Annotated in this window: 21 protein-coding genes and 1 tRNA gene; 7 read left to right on the plus strand and 15 right to left on the minus strand. The window is 69.4% G+C overall.

Features of this window, described 5'->3' with window-relative positions:
* Positions 1–124 precede the first annotated feature (124 nt).
* From JOY88_RS12800 to JOY88_RS12830, 7 genes are all read right to left on the minus strand, one after another.
* Positions 125–520, minus strand: coding sequence for a tyrosine-type recombinase/integrase (locus tag JOY88_RS12800; protein WP_293502988.1), 396 nt, complete (start codon positions 518–520; stop codon positions 125–127).
* A 171-nt stretch (positions 521–691) separates the two neighbouring features.
* Positions 692–766: transfer RNA gene (locus JOY88_RS12805), tRNA-Arg, on the minus strand.
* A gap of 45 nt (positions 767–811) precedes the next feature.
* Positions 812–1,552 (minus strand): Crp/Fnr family transcriptional regulator, encoded by a 741-nt coding sequence (locus tag JOY88_RS12810; RefSeq protein ID WP_293502989.1) that lies wholly within the window; start codon positions 1,550–1,552, stop codon positions 812–814.
* Between the two features lie 103 nt (positions 1,553–1,655).
* A complete protein-coding gene (locus JOY88_RS12815; RefSeq protein ID WP_293502990.1) occupies positions 1,656–2,348 on the minus strand; it encodes a flagellar basal body L-ring protein FlgH in 693 nt (230 codons plus the stop codon).
* 3 nt (positions 2,349–2,351) lie between these two features.
* Positions 2,352–2,876 carry a cell division protein FtsI gene (locus JOY88_RS12820; RefSeq protein WP_293502992.1) on the minus strand — a complete coding sequence of 175 codons (525 nt, stop codon included), beginning with the start codon at positions 2,874–2,876 and terminating at the stop codon, positions 2,352–2,354.
* Between the two features lie 13 nt (positions 2,877–2,889).
* Complete coding sequence (locus JOY88_RS12825; protein ID WP_293502994.1) at positions 2,890–3,213, minus strand: hypothetical protein; 324 nt, start codon at positions 3,211–3,213, stop codon at positions 2,890–2,892.
* Positions 3,214–3,217: 4 nt separating this feature from the next.
* Positions 3,218–3,379: a hypothetical protein gene (locus tag JOY88_RS12830; protein ID WP_293502996.1), complete on the minus strand. Its 162-nt coding sequence runs from the start codon at positions 3,377–3,379 to the stop codon at positions 3,218–3,220.
* Between the two features lie 184 nt (positions 3,380–3,563).
* Between JOY88_RS12830 and JOY88_RS12835 the strand changes: the two genes are divergently transcribed.
* Genes JOY88_RS12835 through JOY88_RS12845 form a run of 3 tightly spaced genes read left to right on the plus strand, consistent with a single transcriptional unit; the run spans position 3,564 to position 4,718 of the window.
* Positions 3,564–4,007, plus strand: a complete 444-nt coding sequence (locus tag JOY88_RS12835; RefSeq protein WP_293502998.1) for an ArsR/SmtB family transcription factor — start codon at positions 3,564–3,566, stop codon at positions 4,005–4,007.
* Positions 3,902–4,369 carry an SRPBCC family protein gene (locus JOY88_RS12840; RefSeq protein WP_293503000.1) on the plus strand — a complete coding sequence of 156 codons (468 nt, stop codon included), beginning with the start codon at positions 3,902–3,904 and terminating at the stop codon, positions 4,367–4,369. The genes JOY88_RS12835 and JOY88_RS12840 overlap by 106 nt, the downstream gene beginning before the upstream one ends.
* A gap of 1 nt (position 4,370) precedes the next feature.
* Positions 4,371–4,718: a GFA family protein gene (locus JOY88_RS12845; protein WP_293503002.1), complete on the plus strand. Its 348-nt coding sequence runs from the start codon at positions 4,371–4,373 to the stop codon at positions 4,716–4,718.
* A 12-nt stretch (positions 4,719–4,730) separates the two neighbouring features.
* On the opposite strand, the gene JOY88_RS12850 is transcribed toward JOY88_RS12845, so the two are convergent.
* From JOY88_RS12850 to JOY88_RS12885, 8 genes are all read right to left on the minus strand, one after another.
* On the minus strand, positions 4,731–5,072 hold the full coding sequence (locus JOY88_RS12850) for a hypothetical protein (RefSeq protein ID WP_293503004.1): 342 nt from the start codon (positions 5,070–5,072) through the stop codon (positions 4,731–4,733).
* Between the two features lie 168 nt (positions 5,073–5,240).
* Positions 5,241–9,131, minus strand: coding sequence for a translocation/assembly module TamB domain-containing protein (locus JOY88_RS12855; protein WP_293503006.1), 3,891 nt, complete (start codon positions 9,129–9,131; stop codon positions 5,241–5,243).
* Positions 9,128–10,939, minus strand: a complete 1,812-nt coding sequence (locus JOY88_RS12860) for an autotransporter assembly complex protein TamA (protein WP_293503008.1) — start codon at positions 10,937–10,939, stop codon at positions 9,128–9,130. The genes JOY88_RS12855 and JOY88_RS12860 overlap by 4 nt, the downstream gene beginning before the upstream one ends.
* Positions 10,940–12,130: a vWA domain-containing protein gene (locus JOY88_RS12865; protein WP_293503010.1), complete on the minus strand. Its 1,191-nt coding sequence runs from the start codon at positions 12,128–12,130 to the stop codon at positions 10,940–10,942.
* 47 nt (positions 12,131–12,177) lie between these two features.
* On the minus strand, positions 12,178–14,169 hold the full coding sequence (locus tag JOY88_RS12870) for a S9 family peptidase (RefSeq protein WP_293503011.1): 1,992 nt from the start codon (positions 14,167–14,169) through the stop codon (positions 12,178–12,180).
* The gene (locus tag JOY88_RS12875) at positions 14,166–14,762 is read right to left on the minus strand and encodes a GNAT family N-acetyltransferase (RefSeq protein WP_293503013.1); all 597 of its coding nucleotides are present in this window, start codon (positions 14,760–14,762) and stop codon (positions 14,166–14,168) included. The genes JOY88_RS12870 and JOY88_RS12875 overlap by 4 nt, the downstream gene beginning before the upstream one ends.
* Positions 14,759–15,010 (minus strand): hypothetical protein, encoded by a 252-nt coding sequence (locus JOY88_RS12880; RefSeq protein WP_293503015.1) that lies wholly within the window; start codon positions 15,008–15,010, stop codon positions 14,759–14,761. Before JOY88_RS12880 ends, JOY88_RS12875 begins: the two co-directional genes overlap by 4 nt.
* 49 nt (positions 15,011–15,059) lie before the next feature.
* Positions 15,060–15,914 carry an AAA family ATPase gene (locus JOY88_RS12885; protein ID WP_293503017.1) on the minus strand — a complete coding sequence of 285 codons (855 nt, stop codon included), beginning with the start codon at positions 15,912–15,914 and terminating at the stop codon, positions 15,060–15,062.
* 88 nt (positions 15,915–16,002) lie between these two features.
* Between JOY88_RS12885 and JOY88_RS12890 the strand changes: the two genes are divergently transcribed.
* The 4 genes from JOY88_RS12890 (at position 16,003) to JOY88_RS12905 (ending at position 20,284) form a co-directional block, all read left to right on the plus strand.
* On the plus strand, positions 16,003–16,647 hold the full coding sequence (locus JOY88_RS12890; protein WP_293503019.1) for a c-type cytochrome: 645 nt from the start codon (positions 16,003–16,005) through the stop codon (positions 16,645–16,647).
* Positions 16,648–16,773: 126 nt separating this feature from the next.
* Complete coding sequence (locus JOY88_RS12895) at positions 16,774–18,006, plus strand: cyclic di-GMP phosphodiesterase (protein ID WP_293503021.1); 1,233 nt, start codon at positions 16,774–16,776, stop codon at positions 18,004–18,006.
* 54 nt (positions 18,007–18,060) lie between these two features.
* Positions 18,061–19,629: an ABC transporter substrate-binding protein gene (locus JOY88_RS12900; protein WP_293503023.1), complete on the plus strand. Its 1,569-nt coding sequence runs from the start codon at positions 18,061–18,063 to the stop codon at positions 19,627–19,629.
* A 214-nt stretch (positions 19,630–19,843) separates the two neighbouring features.
* Positions 19,844–20,284: a hypothetical protein gene (locus tag JOY88_RS12905; RefSeq protein WP_293503025.1), complete on the plus strand. Its 441-nt coding sequence runs from the start codon at positions 19,844–19,846 to the stop codon at positions 20,282–20,284.
* Positions 20,285–20,515 lie beyond the last annotated feature (231 nt).

Below are 20,515 nucleotides of genomic sequence, written 5' to 3' on the forward strand. Positions count from 1 at the left end.
GCCGCGACACCGAACTCAGCCACTGCTTCAATTCCTTCGCGTCCATCGCCAGCTCCAGCGGCCCTCCACATGGGGCTCGTGCGACCAGTCTGGTGGCCGGCTGGCTCAGGGCGTGAGCCTGTCACTAACTAACGATCAAAGAGCCCAGGAATTGCGCGGCGTGGACCTTGCTCCAGTCGCTCGCCTTCCTCGCGTGGTATTCCTCTGTAACCGTCTTGAACGTGATGGCAGACGATGCGCGCTGGGCGATGACTTCAGCCTTGCGGATTTGAACGGGGTCGACGCCTTTCTCGCGGGTCTTGCGAGCGGCGTCGCGGGCCGCGCGAGCGGCCTTCAGAGGCACCTCGGGATAGCTGCCGAGCGCAATGCGCTTCTCCTTGCCGGCAAACCGGTACTTGGCAAACCATCGCTTGGATCCGTTAGGCGCGACTTCGAGATAGAGCCCGCCAGAGTCAGTGAGCCGCAGCCGGGACTTCCCAGCCGGGCATGTGGCGTTCTTGCAGGCGGCGTCGGTCAGCATGGGGGAACAAAGTCTTAGGATGTGGTGCAGCCCTGCTTTGTTCCCCCAGATGTTCCCCGCTTAGGCCGGGCTGTAAAGAGCTTCTATGGGATCGTTGGGTACAAAAAAACCCCTAAGTTGTTGATTAACTTGGGGGCTTGATGTCTTGTGGAACGCTCTGAAATCTAGAGCTGGTCCCTCCGACAGGAATCGAACCTGTATCTGCCGCTTAGGAGGCGGCCGTTCTATCCATTGAACTACGGAGAGATCCTGCCCTGGCGCACGGGGGCGTCCAGGGCGGCGAGCATTCTCTCACGGCCTCCCGAGGGCCCGGGCGCTCAGGCGCAGCAGCGTCGCGTCGCATTGCTCCAGCGAGGCGATGCATTCGATGCCGGCGCTCTCGACCTCCTGCATCAGCGCGAGCCAGGCCGTCAGGCCTTCCAGCGTGACCTTGCTGCGTGCGGTGACGACCCAGCCGTGGCGCCCCAGTTGGCCGAGGTAGATCCAGGTCTGGCGCCTGGACAGGCCCGAGAGCTGGCCGATGCAGGCCTGGGCGATGGGCAGCGCAAGACGGTCGGCGTGCCGGGCTCGAGCGTCCGGCGCGAGCGCCGTGGCGAGCGTGGCCATCACGCTGACAAGGCGCTGCAGGCCGTTTCCGGCCAAGCGCATGGAGATCTGGTCCTGCAGCCGGCTGGCGGTGGCCGTGTAGAGCTGGCCGGTTTCGGGCTGGGCGGTGTCCGCCTGGAGCTGGGTCAGCGGGATGTTGATGGTCGTCACGTCGACGAGGGCCGTCACGTCGTAGCGCGCGGCCAGCTTGCCCAGCGGCGATTCGCCGCCGATGACATCGCCCAGCCACAGCGCCGCGACGGCCACGCGCGTGCCTGGCGCCACCTGCGAGACGAGGTAGGCCGCGCCGCGGCTGATGGCCACCCAGTCGCCCAGCGGGCTTCCGGCTTCGATGATGCGCTGGCCGCGGCGGTAGGTCTTCACCTGACCGTTGGCCAGCCAGTGGTCGGTTGGGGCTGACGGCGCTTGAGTGCGTCTGTTCTTCATCGAGGGTTCTCTTGGGCCCCGCTTTGTAGGGGCAGGCATGGCGGCTTGATCCTTGGAGTTGGACCGCTGGGACCCCGGCTATCCGGCTTGACGGGCCGGCGGCTCACCAGATGGACAGGCTGCGCGACAGCACGCGCTGCAGCCAGCTGCGCGAAGCGGCCTCGGAGATATCGCCGCGGGCGACGTTCTCCAGGTTGGCGTTGACGACGTCGCGCGACGCGACGACGTTGCCCGGCCCGATGTCGCGCGGGTTGACGATGCCGGAGAAGCGCAAGGTACTGACGCCGCCGTTGAGGCCCATGCTGCGTTCGCCGGCCACCAGCAGGTTGCCGTTGGGCAGCACGTTGATGACGGTGACGGAGAGCTGGGCGTTGAAGCTGTTGGCCGTTTCGGCGTTGCCGGCGCCCTTGAACGAGTCGCTGCCCGAGGCGGTGGCGTCGATGTTGATCAGCGAGGCCAGCGGGCCGCCGGGTCGGGCGCCGCCGGGGCCCTTGGTGGCGAGCTTGCTCTCGCGGCTGGTCTCGCCGGTCTGCTTCTGGATGGCGTGGATGTTCTCGGCGATGTCGACCTTCATCGTGTCGCCGATGGCGCGCGGGCGGCGCTCGCCGGAGAACAGCGTCGTGTTGGCCATGTGGGCCTGGAAGATCGCGCCGTTGCTAGGCTGTTCCAGGAACATCGGTGCAGGCTGCGGCGCGGCGATCAGCGGACCGTTGACGAGGCTGGGCGGACTGGAAGCGCAGGCGCCGAGCAGTGCGCAGGCGGCGGCCGCGAGAAGGTGGCGAGTGGATGCGTTCATGGGTCAGGTCTCGAAGCCGGTGATGAGGGCCTTGACGACCGGCGCGATCTTTTTGCGGGTGCTGGCCCAGCGGCCCATGCCCGAGTCGCCGACGTAGGCGCTGCTGGACAGCAGCCGGCCATCGGCGCGGTGCAGACTCAGGGCGGCAGCGCTGAGGTAGGCGCGGTGCTCTTGGCCCAGCGGGGGAATGCCCCATTCGATGCTGCCGACATAGCGCAGCCAATGGGCGCAGTCGCGCTGGCCCGCGCCGACGTCGTAGACGCGGCTCTGCACGCCCTGGCTCCTGAGCTCGGCCTGCAGGGCTGGCACCAGCTCGTCCAGCGGCATGTCGCGGTTGTATTCGACGCAGACGTCCTTGACCGGCGCGTCGCCGTGGTGGACGGTGTTGCTGGGTCCGGGCGGCTGGTAGGCCAGCGCGACGGCGCCGCCGGTCTTGACCAGCTCCCAGCCGACCATGGGCGTCAGGACGGAGCAGCCTGCCATGCCCAGCGTGGCGCAGAGCAGGGCGGCTGGCAGGAGGCAGCGCATGGCCGGGCCCGCCTCAGCGCAGCGCGCCCAGCAGGGCGCCCCCCGCCAGCACGGCCACGATGCCGCCTTCCACCACCGTGCCGGCGGCGTCAGCAACGGCATGGGCGGCGTCGCCGATGAGCTGGGCCCCGCCGCTGCCGAGCTTGACGGCGGCCTGGGCCAGGCTGGCGGCCGCGTCGACGGCCTGCGGGCTGAAGCTGACGGTGACGCCGACAGCGGGCAGCGAGATCGAGGCCTGCAACGGCCCGGAAGCCATGCCGCGCGGCGCGGCGGTGGGGGCCGCCTTGGCGGCGCGACCTTGGCTCGCATCGGCCAGCGTGGTGAGCGTCGTCGCCATGGCCTCAGCCCTGGTTGCGTGCGGCAGCGGGCGCCGGGCCCTCGGCCTGGGCCGTCTTCAGCAGCTGCGCGAAATCGCTGCCCTGGCCGCTGGCAGGTGCCGGCTTGGACGGTGGGGGCGTCAGGGTGGCGGGGCTGTTGGGCGACGTGGGCGGCTTGATGTGCATGGCGGGAATCTCCTGGAAGGGGTGAGGAAATTCTTGAGCCCGGCCGCCCGGCCGTATGGGTCGATAACGCCGCCGATCTGCGCACTCGAGCGTTGCTGGGTGAACTGCATCACTCAAGGCCCGGGCGGCGACGGCTCGGGGCCGCACTTGACAACGCAGAGGTTGTGCATCAATACTAAACCAAATGGTTAACAAAAAAGGCGCCCAACTCGACCTCGTGTTCGCCGCGCTGGCGGACGCGACGCGACGCCGCGTGCTGGAGCAGCTGGACGCCGGCGCGGCCAGCGTCAGCGAGCTGGCCCGGCCGCACGGTATGTCGCTGCCGGGCTTCATGAAGCACCTGGCCGTGCTGGAGGCCGCCGGCCTGATTGCGCGGGCCAAGGAGGGGCGCATCGTGCGTTGCGAACTCGACGCCGCGCCGCTGGAGGCCGCCGCGGCCTGGGTGTCGCGCTACGAACGTTTCTGGGGCGAGCAGCTGGACGCGCTCGGCCGCTACCTGTACCACCAAGAGGAAGTCACGCCATGCAAGACAACGAACAGCACGCCTCTCCCCAAGTCCGCATCGAGCGGCACTACCCCTACAGCGCGGAGAAGGTCTGGCGCGCGTGGACCGAGCCGCGGGCGCTGAGCCGCTGGTTCGGCGGCATGCGGCCGGGCTCGGTCGGCGAGGCGCAGGTCGACCTGCGTGTCGGCGGACGCTACCGCATGGTCTCCCGCGTGCCGGGCGGCGAGACGCACGACGTGTCGGGCGAATACCTGGAGGTGGTGCCGCATCGACGCCTGGCCTTCACCTGGGCCTGGCACAGCACGCCCGAGCGCGTGTCGCGCGTCGCCATCGACCTCAGCGAGGCCGACGGCGGCACGCTGCTGCGCTTTGTGCACGACCGCTTCTTCGACGACCAGGCCCGGGCCAACCACGAGCGGGGCTGGCAGCCGGCCTTCGATCGCCTCGGCGACTTTCTTCTGCAACTCGACATGCAGGAGGTCTGACATGACGCATCAGGGAAGCTGCCATTGCGGCCGCATCAGGTTCGAGGTCGATGGCGAGTTCACCTCGGCGATGTCGTGCAACTGCTCGATCTGCCAGCGCAAGGGCGCGCTGATGTGGTTCGTGCCGCGCGCGGCGCTGCGCCTGCAGACGCCGGACGAGAACGCAAGCACGTACACGTTCAACCATCACGTCATCCGGCATCGCTTCTGCCCGTCCTGCGGCATGCACCCCTATGGCGAGGGCCAGGGGCCGACGGGCGAGGCCATGGCGGCGATCAACATCCGCTGCCTGGAAGGGATAGACCTGGCGACCATCCCGCTCACGCATTTCGACGGCCGCTCGAAGTGAGGGGCTGGCCGCTCAGGCGGCTTCGAACAGCGGGATCAGGTAGGGCTCGCCGTCCACCTGCGTCAGCACGCGGCGGGGCTGGTGCAGGGTGCCGCCGCGCGTGGCCCGGGCCACGGCGGCCTGGGCGGCGTCCAGCAGCGCGGCCAGCCGCGGGCGCTCGCCGCGGCATTGCGAGCGCGGGATCACGAGGGCCAACTGCACGCTGCGCTGCTCAAGGTCGGCCAGTTCGAGTTGCGCGTTGACGACCAGCGTCAGCGGCGTGCTCAGTGCCACGTCCAGATCGGCGTCGACATGCTGGTCCTCGGCCACCGGCAGGGGGCGCGCGGAGAGGGGAGAAGGCGCGTTCTTCGACATGACCTGCATCCTGCAGCATTGCTGTGACAGGACATGTGGGGCATGCCGCGGCAGAGTTGTAGGACGATGCCGGAAACTTTTGGCGCCAATTCATGCCTGTCGCCCGGCATGGTGGCAGGCCTTGGATGGCCGTCGCCGGGGGCGCGGTGGACTCGGTTCAGTACCCTCTCAGTCCCATTTCCACTGCCAGATGAGATCCAGTGCGTTGTCGTCGCCGCCCTGCGCGCGCAGCGTGAAGCGCTGCGCGATGCGGTAGATCAGCTGCCAGCTGCCCGTCGTCGCGTTCAGGCTGCGCTCGTAGCCCACATACCAGCGCCGCGAGAGTTGCTTGCCCAGGCGCACGATGGTGGCGCGGGTGTCGTCGTCGCTCTGTGCCAGCGAGAGTTCGTCCAGGCCGAGGTTGCGCAGCACCTTGCCCGTCGGGCCCTCGCCCTCGCCGCTGAGCAGGGCCAGCGCGGCGCGCTGCAGCAGCGCGGTGTCGGTGCGGCCCAGGCCGTCGGGGCCTCGGCCCAGCAGCAGCCAGGAGAGCTTGTCGGTGTCGCTCATCTCTGGCTGGGAGTACAGGCTAACGCGCGGCGCCAGCGCCGTGCCGCCGACCGAAACGCCCACGCGCACGTCGAGGTTGGGGCGCACGGCGAGCAGGTCCAGCGCCGGGTTGTCGTAGGCGCCGCTGAAGCGGATGTCGCCGCGCTCGATGTCCAGCTTCTGGCCATAGGCGGCGTACTGGCCGCCGTCGGCGTCCAGCTTGCCGGTCATGCGCAGCGGGCCGTTGTTCTGGCTGAGCTGGAGCTGCCCGCGCAGCGTCGTCGCCAGGCCATGGCCGCGCACCTTGAAGTCGTTGCCGAAGTCCAGCGCGACGTTGACGCTGCTGTTGCGCACGGCCTTGGGCGGCGGCGGCGCCGAGGGCGCCCCGTCGCTCGTGCTGCGCGCGCCACGCAGCACGGTCACGTCGTCGGACAGCGCCGGCGCGTCGCTGCGGCTGAAGTCGAACAAGCCCTCGTCGGCGCGCAGCTTGCCGTCCACCTTGAGCCCCTTGGCGTCCAGGTCCAGCGTGGCCTCGCCGCTGGCGACGACGCGACGGTCCACGCGCGACAGCACGCGCAGCCTGTCGGCCGTCAGCCGGATGCGGGCGCTGGGCTGGGCGCCCAGCTCGGCGCTGCCACTGGCGCGCAGCCAGCCGTCCCCGCCGCGGGCTTCCAGGCGGGTGAGCTCGGCGTGCTGGCCCTTGAGGTCCAGCGTGAAGCGGCCCTCGGTCACGTCCACGCCGTACAGCAGATGGCGCAGCGCCAGGTTCTCGCCCTCGGCGCGGCCGGTCAGGTCGGGCGCGCCGACGCGGCCGGCCAGCAGCAGCGTGGCGGCCGAGCGCCCGCCCAGGCGCCAACCGGCCGGCACCCAGCTGCCCCAGGTGCCGAGGTCGGCGACGTTGGCCTGCAGCACGCCTTCCAGCGGCGTCGCGGCATCCGGCCACAACCCGGCCGGCCGCAGTGCCAGCGCGCCGCCGAAGCTGCCCAGCTCGCGGCCGGCGATGCCCTGGGCGAAGCGCCAGACGCCGTCCTGCACGTTGACCGCCAGGCGCAGGTCGGTCAGGCCAAGCGCGCGCTGCCCGAACTCGTCGGTCACGCGCAGGTCGCCGCCCTGGCGCTCGATGAGCAGCTCGGCCGTCAGGCGCTCGTTGAGCAGCAGCGTCGCATGGCCAGTCATGCGCAAGTCGCCGCTCCAGCCGAAGTCGGGCTGCCAGCGCGCCAGCAGCGGCGCCACGGCCAGATCTTCGAGCTGCAGCTCGGCGCGGGCCTCGGGGTGCTCGCCGCCGGTCCAGCTCAGCGCCTGCCAGCGCACGAAGGCACCCCCCACTTCGGCGCGTCCCGGCTCGGCCTGTAGGCGCGGGCCGTCGCCGTTCCAGCGCAGGCCGATGTCGCTGGCGGCCAGCAGCGCCGGTGTGTTGGGGCGCGGCGGGCCGATGTCGATGCGGGCGATGCGGCCCGTCCAGGCCTGGCCCTCCCAGCGGCCGCGGGCCTGGAGCTGGGCGTTGAGGGCAAGGTCTTGCGCGTCGCGCGGGATCTTGCCGCTGAGCTGGGCGCGCGCCTCGTGCGCGCTGCGCCGGCCTTGCACGTCGACCTTGAGGCTGGTGAGCTGGACCTGCGGATGGCGCAGCTGGTCGACGTCCAGCGCCAGCGCGACCGGGCCGTCGCCCTCCGCACCGGGCAGGGGCAGGTCCCAGCGCGCCTTGGCGCTTGCGAGAGTGATGCCCTTGGCGCGTGCCGCGGCAAGCGCCAGCCGGCCGCTGCCGCCGGCCTGCCAGCCCTTGGCGCCGCGCACGAGCTGGAAGCTGCCTTCGGCATCGCCCTGGCCAGCGATGGGCGGCTGGCCGAAGAGGGCCAGCAGCGGGTTCAGCTCTGCCAATGCGCCGGCCTTCAGCGTGGCGGTGCCGGAGATGGCGTCGGGCCGGGCCTTGCCGCCGGCCTGCGCGCGGCTGCCGCCCAGGCCCAGATCCACGTCGAAGGCGGCGGGCTCGCTCGCGCGTTCGCGTTTTAGCGTGGCATGGCCGTCGAGGGCGAGGCCGGCAAGCTGGCCGGGCAGCAGCCGGGCGTCGACACTGCCGCTGAGCGTGGCCAGCGTCCTGCCGCGCAGGTCGGCGTCGGCATCGGCATTCAGGCGAGTGGGGCCGGGCAGGCGGGCCCAGGCCGAGCCCGGCGCACCGCGCCACAGCAGATGCGGGTCGAACTGGCGCAGCTGGGCCTTGATCTGCGCAGCGCCAGCCGTGTCGATGCGGCCGCTGGCCTGCAGCGTTGCGTCGCCGCTGGCCAGGCGTGCCTCCTCGATACGCCATTGGCTGCCCTCGCCCTGCACCTGCGCCTGCAGGCGCAGCGGCCGGCCTTCCAGCGTGCCGCCCAGGTCCAGCCGGGCGTTGAGCGGCCCCCCCTTGGTGCCGGCGAGACTGAACGGGCCGTCCAGCCGGGCCGGCGCGGCGCGGGCGTCCAGCGCCTCGGGACGCAGGCCCTGCACGCGCGCGTCCAGCCGCCAGTGGCCGTTGGCTTCGTGCTGGCCCTGGCCCTGCACGCGCGCGCCGCCGGGCAGTTCGGCGTCCAGTGCCGTGAGGCGCAGGCTGGTGGGCTGCTCGGGCCGGCCGGCCAGCGCGAGCACGAGGCGGTTGACGGGCAGGGAGCCCTGGTCCCAGCGGCCGGCCGCACCGTTGCGCAGGTCGGCCTGCAGCGTGGCTTCGGCGTCGCGCGCCGGCGCCTGGAGGCGCGCGCCGCCGCTCAGCGCCGTGCGCGGCAGGCCGGGCGCGAGCGCGGCCAGGTCCAGCCGGGCGGCCTGCAACTGCAGCGCGTGTACGGGCCAGGGCGCGAAGGGCTGGATCTCGCCGTCAGCCTTCAGCGTCTGGTGGGCGGCCTCCAGCTCGGCCTTGGCCTTGAGCCGGGCCAGCGGGCCGGTGGCGGCGGCTATTGCCGTCCACGGCAGCTCGGTCGCCTCGGCCTGCGCCACGCGCAGCGTCGCGTCGGTCTGCAACGGCGCGGCGCTCTCAACGCGGACATCGCCGGCGAGCGTCAGATGTTGCCAGCGCGCAGCCTTGAGCTGGATATGGTGGGTGCCGCGGCGCGGCAGGTCGAGCCGGGCGTCCAGACCCAGCAGCGGCGCCTGCTCGGGCGACCAGCTCAGGCGGCCGACGCGCAGGCTGCCGATGTGTACGCCCAGCGGCAGGCTCAGGTCGGGCGGGGCGGCCAGCGGCGTGTCGCTGGCCTGGCTGCGGATGTTGATCTCGTCGATGGTCAGCTCGCTCGCCAGCAGCAGGCCGTCGCTCGCGCTGACGCCCAGGCCCTTCCAGCGCAGCCCGCGCAGCTCGGCCTGGCCGCCGGCCCAGGTCAGCAGCAGGCGGCGGGCGCTGAAGTCGCCCATCAGCGCGCCCTCGGGCGCTTCGATCTGCACGCCGGGCAGGTGGGTCAGCAGCCAGGCGCCGCCGGCGGGGCGGTGCAGCAGCCAGGCGACGAAGCCGGCCAGCAGGGCCAGCACGGCGGCCAGCGCGATCAGGCCGGCGCGCAGCATGCGCAGGCTGCGCCTCACAGCGCGATCCCCACCGAGAAGTGCAGTCGCCACTTGCCGGTCTCCTGCGCGCGGGCGAGGTCCACGCGCAGCGGGCCGACGGGGCTGCGCCAGCGCACGCCGGCGCCGTAGCCGACGACGGGGCGGTAGTCGGTCCAGCGCGAGGCGGCGTTGCCGGCATCGATGAAGAGGGCGCCCCACAGGCTGGGCATGCTCAGCGTGAAGGGCCGCGCCACCTCGAGGCTGCCGGTGGCCAGCACGCGGCCACCCACGGTCAGGCCGTTGCGCTGCACGCCCAGGCTGCGGTAGGCGTAGCCGCGCACGGATTCGTCGCCGCCGGCCAGGAAGAGCAGCTTCTCGGGCACGCCGACACTGTCATGCGCGACGACCTGCGCCACCTCGGCACGCGCCGAGCCGTACCAGTTGGCACCCAGCGGCTTGTAATAGCCCAGCTTGAATTGCAGGCGGCCGAAGGGGCCGCTGTCCTCCGTCCCGCCGCCCTTCGCATAGCCCAGGCCCACGAGGGCCAGGGCCTGGTGGCCGTCGGTGGGCAACACGGTGCTGTCCAGGCGGCGGCGTATCCACTGCTGGTTGATGGAGAGGGCGAGGTTGGTGTTGACCTGGCTGCCGAGGGTCTCGCGCGAGCGCAGCAGCTCGACGTAGCTCAGCCGTTCGTCGTTGGTGGCCTCGTAGAGCCGCCCCAGGCGCAGGCCGAGGTTCTGCACTGGGGTGTCGCTGGTGTTGTCCTGCTCGAACTGCAGCGCGGCGATGTTGCGGTGCAGGTCGGGCTGGGGGTGGGAGCTGAGCTCCAGCTCGGCGCTGCGCAGGTCGCGGCTGAGCTGGAGCTTGGAGCGCGCGCGCACCGGCAGGTCGAAGGGACGGCGGTTGAGATGCTCGATGCTGATGCTCTGGCCGGTGTTGCTGTGGTAGCCCACGGCGACGGTGGCCTGCTGCAGCGCGGACTCGGTGACGGTGATCAGCACCGGATTGCTGCCGTCGGGGTCCAGCGTCTCGGCTTGCAGCTGCACGCGCACGGCGTCGAAGAGCAGGGTCTTGGCCAGGCGCTCCTGGAACTCGGCCAGCTTCTGCTCCGTGTAGCCGTCGCCGGGGTCGAAGCCGGCCAGGCGTTCGACGGTTTCACGGCTCTGGCGCTTGAGCCCCTCGATGCGCAGCGCGCCCAGCCGGGCGCGGTTGCCGCTGGCCAGCACGAGGTGGAGTTCGACGCTGTGCGCATCGGGGTCGACGCGGGCCGCGGTGTCGGCCCAGCGCGCCAGAGGGAAGCCGCCGCTGCGCGCACGCAGCAGCAGCTCGCTCTTGCCGGCGGCCCATTGCGACTGCGTGAACGCGCTTCCGCTCTTCAGCGGCCACAGGCCGCGCAGGGTTTCGCGCAAGGCCGTGGCGTCGTCGTCGGCCAGGCCCTCCGTGAACTCCAGCTCCAGCTTGCCGACGCGCGTCAGCGGGCCGGGGTGGACCACGAGGCGCAGCCGCGTGCCGTCCTCCGCGTCGCGCTCCACCTCGGCGGTGGCGTTGAAATACCCCTCGGTCTCCAGCAGCGCCTGGGCCTGAGCCGGCGCGGCGGCCGCCAGGCGCGCCAGCTCCACGCGGCTCAGCGCGGCCTCGCTGGCACGGTAGCGGGCCAGGTCCAGATGCTGCAGCAGCAGCGCGTGCAGGGGGCCGTCGTGGTCGCCGTCGACGCGGATGTCCAGGCTGTAGACGGCGGGCGCGTCGGCGGGGGTGTCGGGCGCCGGCGCGGTGGCGGCGGGCGGCGGGGCCTGGGTCGCGCAGGCGCTCAGCAGCGCCGCGAGCAGCAGCGCAAGGAGACGCGTCATTTACTTGCTCAGCAGCCGCATGGCGCCTTCGAGGCCGGAGAGCGTCAGCGGGAACATGCGCTGCTGCATCAGCTGCTGAATCAGCGCGATGCTCTGCCGGTACTGCCAGACGCCTTGCGGCTCGGGGTTGATCCACGCGTACTTGGGGAAGGCGTGGGTGAGGCGCTGCAGCCACTCGGCGCCGGCCTCGTCGTTGTTGTACTCGACGCTGCCGCCGACCTGCAGGATCTCGTAGGGGCTCATGGTCGCGTCGCCGACGAAGATGAGCTTGTAGTCGCGGTTGTACTTGCGAATCAGGTCGAAGGTGCTGAGCTTCTCGGCGAAGCGGCGGCGGTTGTTCTTCCAGACGAAGTCGTAGACGCAGTTGTGGAAGTAGTAGAACTCCAGGTGCTTGAACTCGCTCTTGCAGGCGGAGAACAGCTCCTCGACGCGGTGCACATGCTCGTCCATCGTGCCGCCGACGTCCATCAACAGCAGCACCTTGACCTTGTTGTGGCGCTCGGGCTGCATTCGGATGTCAAGCAGGCCGGCGTTGGCGGCGGTGCCGTGGATGGTGCCGTCCAGGTCCAGCTCCAGCTCGGAGCCCTCGCGCGCGAAGCGGCGCAGCCGGCGCAGCGCGACCTTGATGTTGCGCGTGCCCAGCTCCAGCGTGTCGTCATAGTCGCGGTAGGCGCGCTGCTCCCAGACCTTGACGGCGCTCTTGCCGCCGCCCTGGCCGCCTATTCGTATGCCCTGCGGGTTGTAGCCGCCGTTGCCGAAGGGGCTGGTGCCGCCCGTGCCTATCCAGCGGTTGCCGCCTTCGTGGCGCTCCTTCTGCTCCTCGAAGCGCTTCTTCAGCGTCTGCATCAGTTCGTCCCAGCCCATCTTCTCGATGGCGGCCCTCTGCTCCGGCGTCAGCTCCAGCTCCAGTGTCTTCCTCAGCCACTCCAGAGGTACCTCGGCGCTGAAGTCGGTCAGCAGCTCCACGCCCTTGAAGTAGGCGGCGAAGGCGCGGTCGAACTTGTCGTACTGGGTCTCATCCTTGACGAGGCTGGCGCGGGCCAGGTGGTAGAAATCGTCGATGGAAGCCACGCCGCCGTTGTCCGGGCCGCCGATGACGCCGGCCTGCAGCGCCTCGAGCAGCGTCAGGTACTCCGGCACCGTCACCTTGAGCTTGGCGGCGCGCAGCGTGTAGAAGAACTGGATCAGCATGGCATGCCGATTATGAAAGGCGGCAGCGGCCGGCCTGTGTGCAGGGGTTAGCGCCTGGCCGGCGCATGCCGCGCCAGCCAGTCGAAGAACTCGCCGTACCAGAGCTTGCTGTTGCGCGGCTTCAGCACCCAGTGGTTCTCGTCCGGGAACCACACCAGGCGGGCCGGCACGCCCAGCGACTTCAGCGTGTTGTAGTAGGCCAGGCCCTGCGCGTCGGGCACGCGGTAGTCCAGTGCGCCGTGGATGACCAGGGTGGGCGTCTTGAAGTGTTGCGCGAAGGCATGCGGGCTCTGCGCGGCTACCTTGGCCGGGTCCTCCCAGTACGCCGCACCCAGCTCCTTGCGGTGCCAGCCGTAGGCGTCGTCGGCGTACATGGCCTGCCAGTCGTAGCAGCCGGCATGGCAGACATAGGCCTGGTAGCGGCCGGGCTTCACATGGCCGTTCATCCACGCGACCATGTAGCCGCCGTAGCTGCCGCCGGTGGCGACGATGCGCTTCCTGTCCACCCAGGTCTTCTTCAGCAGCCAGTCGGTGCCGGCCTCGACGTCCTGCAACTCGTAATCGCCCCAGCGGCCGGTGATGCAGTCCAGGTACTCGTGGCCGAAGCTGGACGAGCCATGGTAGTTCACGCAGGCGACGACATAGCCTTGCGCCGCGAACGCCTGGTGGTTCCAGCGCCAGTGCCAGCCGTCGCCGAAGGCGGTGTGCGGGCCGCCGTGGATGACGTGCATGACGGGCCACTTCCTCTTGGCATCGAAGCCGGGGGGATAGATCAGCCACATCTGCACGTCGTCGCCGCGCGCGCCCTTGATCGTCACCTCCTCGTGGCGGCCGAAGTCGTGGGCTGCCAGGCGCTCGTCGTTCAGCGCCTCGATGCGGTGCAGCCCGTCCTCGCCCAGCACCGACAGCCGCGGCGGGAACTGCACGCTGTCGTGGTTGACGACGACGAGGTCGGCGGTACAGGCGAAGCTGGCGACGTGGCCGCCCTCGAAGATGGGCTCGGCCAGCCGCTCACCCAGCGAGAACTGCCACAGGTGGCGGCGACCGCGCTGCTCGGCGGCGAACAGCAGGCTCTGGTCGTCGGCGGCCCAGCGCAGCGGCGCGCTGACCTCGTGGTCCCAGTCCTCGCTGAAGACGGCCCAGCGGCCCTGCTGGTCGAGCACGGCGAGGCGGTTGGGCTGGTTGTGGCCCAGGGCCTGGTGGCTGGCCAGGAAGGCAAGGTGGGCGCCGCCGTGGCTGTAGCGCGGCGCGGCGAAGTCCCAGTCGCCATCCTGCAGCAGGGTCTGGACGCGGCGGGTGCGCACGTCGATCTCGGCCAGCGCGTAGCGGGCGTCCAGCTTCTTCTCGGCGCCCGGGTCGAAGGCGAAGGCGATGCGGCGGCCGTCGGGCGCGATGTCGAAGCTGTTGGCGTCGGGCTCGGCGCGGCTCAACTCCCAGGCCGTGCCCTCGAACAGGTCGCGCACCTTGCCGCTGTCCACGTCCATCACGTGAAGGTGCGGCACGCGGCCCATGGGAATGTGGTGGTCCCAGAAGCGGTAGAGGGACTCGTCGGTGACGTAGGCGCTCTCCTTGCGGGCCTTTAAGTCCTTCAGGGCGTCGCCCTGCGCGGCGGCCTTGCGGTCCGGCCAGACCCAGGACACGAAGGCGATGCGCCGGCCGTCCGGGAACCACTTGAAGGACTCGACGCCCGTGGGCACCTGGCCGACACGGCGCGCCTCGCCGCCGTCCGGCGGAATGACGTAGAGCTGGGTCTCCTCGTCGGCCGTGCCGCCTTGCGAGCGCTTGGCCGTGAAGGCGATCAGGTCGCCGCGGGGGCTCCACTGCGGCGCGCCGTCCTTCTCGCCGGCCTCGGTCAGGCGGCGCGGCTCGCCGCCCAGCGTCGAGAACAGCCACAGGCTGCTCTGCGCCTTGTTCGCCTCCATCGAGTGGCGGGTGACGCCGGCCACCGCCTGGGCGCCATCGGGGCTGAGGCTGGGTTCGCCGATGCGATCCAGGGCCCAGAGTGCGTCGACGTTGAAGGCCCTGGTGTTGTTCTTCATGTTCTGGGTCGGGTGAGTTGCCAGTTGAGATGGGCCTTGACCTCGGGCCATTCGCCCGCGGTCAGGCTGTACATGACGGTGTCGCGCACCGTGCCGTCGCGGCGCAGCGCGTGGTGGCGCAGCACGCCGTCGCGCTTGGCGCCCAGCCGCTCGATGGCACGCTGCGAGGCATGGTTGAAGTTGTCGGTGCGCCAGCCCACGAGCTGGGCGCCCAGCGTCTCGAAGGCATGGGTCAGAAGCAGCAGCTTGGCCGTCGTGTTGACTGCGCTGCGCTGCACGCGCTGGGCGTACCAGGTGTAGCCGATCTCGACGCGCTCCACGGCGGGCACGATGTCGTGATAGCTGGTCGATCCCAGCACCTCGCCGCTCGCAGCGTCCAGCACGGCGAAGGGCAGGCGGTGGCCGGCGCCCTGGCCGGCCAGTGCAGCCTCGACATAGGCGACGGTTTCGTCGGGTGCCGGCACGCTGGTGAAGCGCAGGTTCCACAGCTCGCCGTCGGCCGCCGCGGCCCGCAGGCCGGGCACATGCTCCAGCATCAGCGGCACCAGGCGTATGGGGCCGGCCGCCAGCGTGACGGGCAGCACCGGCCTCATGGGCCGTCCCTCAGCATCAGCCTGCGCGCGACCCAGCGGCCCACGCCGCAGCCGCCGACGATGAGCGCGAGGCCCGCCAGTTGCTGCGCATTCCAGTCGGTGCTGGCGATGAAGTCGACGCCGAACTGCCGGCCCAGCCACCAGCCGGCCAGCGCGCCGGCGACGAAGCCAATGGCGTCGGCCAGCCCTTCGCGCATCGCGCGGTCGAAGTCCTGGGCCATCAGCGGCGCTCGGCGGTCCGGAGCCACTGGGCATCCCCTCGGGGGGCGGGGCGCATTTGCAGGCGTGGGGGCTTCATCATCTGTTGCTCTTTTGCATGAAGACCAGCTTCTCGAACAGCGTCAGGTCTTGTTCGTTCTTCAAGAGGGCGCCCACCAGTGGCGGGATCGAGACCTTGTCATCCTTGGCCTGCAGCGCGCCCACCGGCACGTCCTCGGCCAGCAGCAGCTTGAGCCAGTCGATCAGCTCCGAGGTGCTGGGCTTCTTCTTCAGGCCCGGCAGGTTGCGCACGTCGTAGAAGTTCTTCAGCGCGGCGGCCAGCAGGTCGGCGTGGAGCGTCGGGAAGTGCACGTTGACGATCTTGCGCATCGTCTCGGCGTCGGGGAACTTGATGTAGTGGAAGAAGCAGCGTCGCAGGAAGGCGTCGGGCAGTTCCTTCTCGTTGTTGGACGTGATGAAGACCAGCGGCCGGTGTTTCGCCTTCACGAGCTGTCGCGTCTCGTAGACGTAGAACTCCATGCGGTCGATCTCGCGCAGCAGGTCGTTCGGGAACTCGATGTCGGCCTTGTCGATCTCGTCGATGAGCAGAACCATCGGCTGTTCGGCCTCGAAGGCCTGCCACAGCACGCCCTTGACGATGTAGTTCTCGATGTGGCGCACGCGCTCGCTGCCCTCGATGCCGGCGAGCTGGCTGTCGCGCAGCCGGCTGACGGCGTCGTACTCGTACAGACCCTGCTGCGCTTTCGTGGTGCTCTTGATGTGCCATTGCAGCAGCGGCATGCCCAGCGCGGCGGCCACCTCCTCGGCCAGCATGGTCTTGCCCGTGCCGGGCTCGCCCTTGATCAGCAGGGGGCGCTGAAGCGTGGCCGCGGCGTTGACCGCGAGCATCAGGTCGGCGGTGGCGACGTACTGATCGGAACCTTGGAATTTCATGGGGAAAACCGGGGCTTGAACGGGGCCGGGCCAGTATAGGAGGCCTCCTATAATCGCCGCCGCTCAAGAACCCGAACCCTAACGAGACATGAAAAAACTGCTGCAGATCTCGCTCGCCCTGGCCGCCGTTTTCGGCGCAGTTGCCGCCCAGGCCCAGGACGTGAAGGCGGGCGAGAAGAAGATCGCGATGTGCATTGGCTGCCACGGCATCGCCGGCTACCAGGCCAGCTTCCCCGAGGTCCACAAGGTGCCGATGATCGCGGGCCAGAACGCCAAGTACATCGTCTCGGCCCTGCAGGCCTATGCCAAGGGTGACCGCAAGCACCCGACGATGCGCGGCATCGCCGGCTCGCTGAGCGAGAAGGACATGAACGACATCGCCGCCTTCTACGAGCAGCAGGCCAAGCTGCCGGCCGTGGCCGATAGCGTCCCGGCCGCGCCGGCCAATGTCGCCGAACTGCTGACCAAGGGCGCATGCGTATCCTGCCACGGCGCCAACTTCAGCAAGCCAATCGACCCCAGCTACCCCAAGCTCGCCGGCCAGCATGCCGACTACCTGAGCGTTGCGCTGAAGTCCTACAAGACCGAGAACAACAACAACGTCGGCCGCAGCAATGGCGTCATGGCCGGCCAGGTCAAGCAGTTCAGCAATGCCGAGCTGAAGGCCATCGCGGCCTACATCGGCTCGCTGCCGACCGAGCTGGCCACCGTGCCGCAGGGCAAGTTCCGCTGAGCCCGCGCTGACAGCCGCCAGAACCGCCCACCGGGCGGTTTTTTTTCGCACTCGATGGTGGCGCTGTGCATTGCGGCACGCACGGCGTGCCGGCCCGGCGGTGATACTCGGCCTGCGGTGCGGGCCATGCTCAAGAAAATACCAGCTTCCAAGGCGACGCTAGGGATGTTCCTCCAGTCATTGGAGGGCTCCTGGCTGTCTCATCCGTTCTGGAAGACCAAGTTCGTGCTGGCCGATCCGGCCGACCTGGCCGCGCTGAAATCCAGCGGTGTGCCGGCGGTCTGGATCGACGTCAGCAAGGGCTGTGACGTCGCGCCGCCTGTGCCGGCTACCGAGGTGCCGCCGAGGATCGAGGTCGTGGCGGCACCGGTGCCCGAGCCTGAGCCCGCGGCTGCGCCGGCCGAATCTCGCACCCGCTTCGATGACGAGCTGAGCCGGGCATCCGAGGTGCTGCACCGTTCGCGGCAAGCCGTGACGGCGCTGTTCAACGAGGCGAGGCTGGGCAAGGCCATTGACTCCGAGGTCTGCCTGCCCATCGTCGGCGAGATCACGTCCACGCTCGCGCGCAACCCCTCGGCCTTCCTGAGCCTGGCCCGGCTCAAGACCCGGGACGACTACACCTATATGCACTCGGTCGCCGTCTGCGGCCTGATGGTGGCCCTGGCCCGCGACATGGGCCTGCCCGACGAACAGGTGCGAGAGGCCGGTCTGGCGGGCCTGCTGCACGACGTCGGCAAGATGCAGATGCCGCTCGAGGTGCTGAACAAGCCTGGCGCGCTGACCGATGCGGAGTTCAAGGTGATGCGCAGCCACCCCGAGCGTGGCTGGGAGCTGCTGAAGGAGGGCGCCAACGTGCCGGCCGCGGCGCTGGACGTCTGCCTGCACCACCACGAGAAGATCGACGGTACCGGTTACCCGCGCAAGCTGGCCGGCGAGCAGATCAGCCTGATGGCACGCATGGGTGCCGTCTGCGACGTCTACGATGCCATCACGTCCACGCGTCCCTACAAGACCGCCTGGGACCCCGCCGGCTCGCTGCAGCGCATGGCGCAGTGGAAGGGGCAGTTCGACCCCATCGTCTTCCAGGCCTTCGTGAAGAGCGTGGGCATCTACCCGACCGGCACGCTGGTGCGGTTGCAGTCCGGCCGCCTGGCCGTCGTCGTCGAGCAGAACCCGGCCGCCCTGGTTGCGCCGCATGTCAGGGTCTTCTTCTCGACCAAGTCCGGCATGCCCATCCCGGTGCAACTGATCGACTTGTCGGGCCCTGGCGCCGGCGATCGCATCGTCGGCCGCGAGCCCCCCGAGAACTGGAACTTCGGTCGTCTCGACGAGTTCTGGAACCCCAACGCCAAGCGCTGACCCAGGGTATGCCGGCCCTCCTAAACTGCGCGCCATGCAGTTGGGAGAACAGCAATGAAACGATGGATTGGCGTGGCCTTGCTGGCGCTCGCCTGCGGCGCCTCGGCGCAGACCCTGCGCTGGGCCAGCCAGGGCGACCCCCAGACCATGGACCCGGACTCGCAGAACGAGAGCCTGACCAACATGGTCAACGGCCAGATCTACGAGCGCCTGACCAACCGCGACGCCAGGCTGGCCCTGGTGCCAGGCCTCGCCACCGAGTGGAAGCAGACCGGCCCGCTGACCTGGCGCTTCAAGCTGCGCCAAGGCGTGAAGTTCCACGATGGCACGCCGCTGACGGCCGACGACGTTGTCTTCTCGGTGCAGCGCGCCAAGGAGCCGACCTCGCAGATCGCCGTCTGGGCCAACGCCGTGGGCGTGCCCAAACGCATCGACGACCTGACGGTGGACTTCCAGCTTGCCAGCTTCAACCCCATCTTCCTGCAGCACATCGACCAGCTCTGGATCATGAGCCGCAAGTGGTGCGAGGCGCACCGCGTCACCAGGCCGCTGGACTTCAAGAACAAGGAAGAGAGCTTCGCGGCGCTCAACGCCAACGGCACCGGGCCGTTCATGCTGGCAAGCCGCCAGCCGGGCATCAAGACGGTGCTCAAGCGCAATCCGAACTGGTGGGGCAAGTTCGAGGGCAATGTGCAGGAGGTTGTCTACACGCCCATCGCCACCGATGCGACGCGGTTGGCGGCCCTCGTCTCGGGCGAGATCGATTTCGTGCTCGACCCCGCGCCACGCGACGTCGCGCGGCTGCGCAATACGGCCGGCGTCAAGGTGATCGAGGGGCCGGAGAACCGTCTGGTCTTCATCGGCATGGACCAGTCGCGCGACAAGCTGCTCTACGGCAAGGTGCCGGGGGACAGAAATCCCTTCAAGGACTTGCGCGTGCGCCGCGCGCTCTACCAGGCCATAGACATCGAGGCGATCCGGACCAAGCTGATGAGCGGCCTGTCGGTGCCCACCGGCGCGCTGACGCCGTCCAGCAACGCCTCTTTCGACGATCCGGCCCTGCAGACCCGCCTGCCGCATGACCTCGCGGCGGCGAAGAAGCTGATGCAGGAGGCAGGCTATGCCGACGGCTTCGAGGTGACGCTGGACTGCCCCAACAACCGCTACATCAACGACGAGCAGATCTGCACGGCGCTGGCCTCGATGTGGGCGCAGCTGAAGCTCAGGGTCAAGGTCAACGCCATGCCGCGCGTCCTCTACTTCCCCAAGCTGGAGAAGTACGACACCAGCCTCTTCCTGTACGGCTGGGGCGGCTCGGTGACGGATGCCGAGAGCATCCTGACCCCGCTGTACCGCACGCGCGGCGACAAGGGTGTGGGCGACTACAACTTCGGCGGCTTCCGCAACGACCGTGCGGACGCGCTGGCGGCGCAGTCCAGCGTCGAGCCGGACGCAAAGAAGCGCGAGCAGCTCATCCGCGGCGCGCTGGCCGAGCTGCGCGAGCAGGTCAACGTCATTCCGCTGCACCGCCAGGTCGTGCCCTGGGGCGCGCGGTCAAACGTCACGGCCGTGCACAGGCCGGACAACTGGCTGGAACTGGCCTGGGTGAAGATGGGCCGCTGAGCACGCTGCCAAACTGGTGAAAGAAGCGGTCATCGACGAACCGTCGAATCCGAGTCGCCTGACAGCGACGGATGCGCAAACTCAGAGGGGCCGCAAGGCCCCTTCGCCTTTGCAGCACGGTTCGTCGTCAACCGAACCACCGGAGATTCGGACCTCCCACCGTAAAGTTGGCCGCGCAGCAGCCACCTAAATCGCTGCATAACCAGCCCGTCTGATGCTTGAAGATCACCTGAAACCAAAAATTGCGCTGTGGCTGCACATCGCGGTCGGCGTATTCATAGGTATCACTGCCGCTGTGTTCCTCTTCTGGCGCATTGCCAGCTGGCAGGCCGAAGCCGCAGCCGCGGGCCTGGCAGAGAAGCTGCGCCAATCGGCAGAGCAAAGCCAACAAGCCCAAGCCGCCGCGAAGTACGCGGCTGCCCAAGCTGAAGTTAAGAGGCGACAACAGACCGACGAGGGACGCCGGTACGAAGAAGCAGCGCAAGCCCGTAGGGCCGCTGAAGCCGAACGCCGCGAACTGGCGTGGACAAGGTTCTACAGAAAGCCAGCCGCGTGTGACGAGGCCAAGGGAGGCTCATGGTCGGTGGACTGCGCCAACGACTACATGCGCGCACGGAAGAAATTCGCTGACGAGTTCGATGCCGGCAAGCTTTAGGGAAGATCTGCAACACCCCGGGCTGACACGCGTTGCGTGAGCCGGCCCGAGAGGCGAGCATCCAGGCCATGAAGCAAGTCAGCTTAGTCTTACTGTGTCATAAAGATTAATATGCAATCCTCCCGTTCTGAGCTGGAGGATGGATGGACACAGCCGAGCGCTTTGATCGTTACCTTGAGCACCTGAGCGAAGGGCTGGGCCACGCGGACCGGCACGCCGGACTGCGCGGCT

It is taken from the genome of Roseateles sp. (genome assembly GCF_019237615.1).
Classification (GTDB): Bacteria; Pseudomonadota; Gammaproteobacteria; order Burkholderiales; family Burkholderiaceae_C; genus Pelomonas.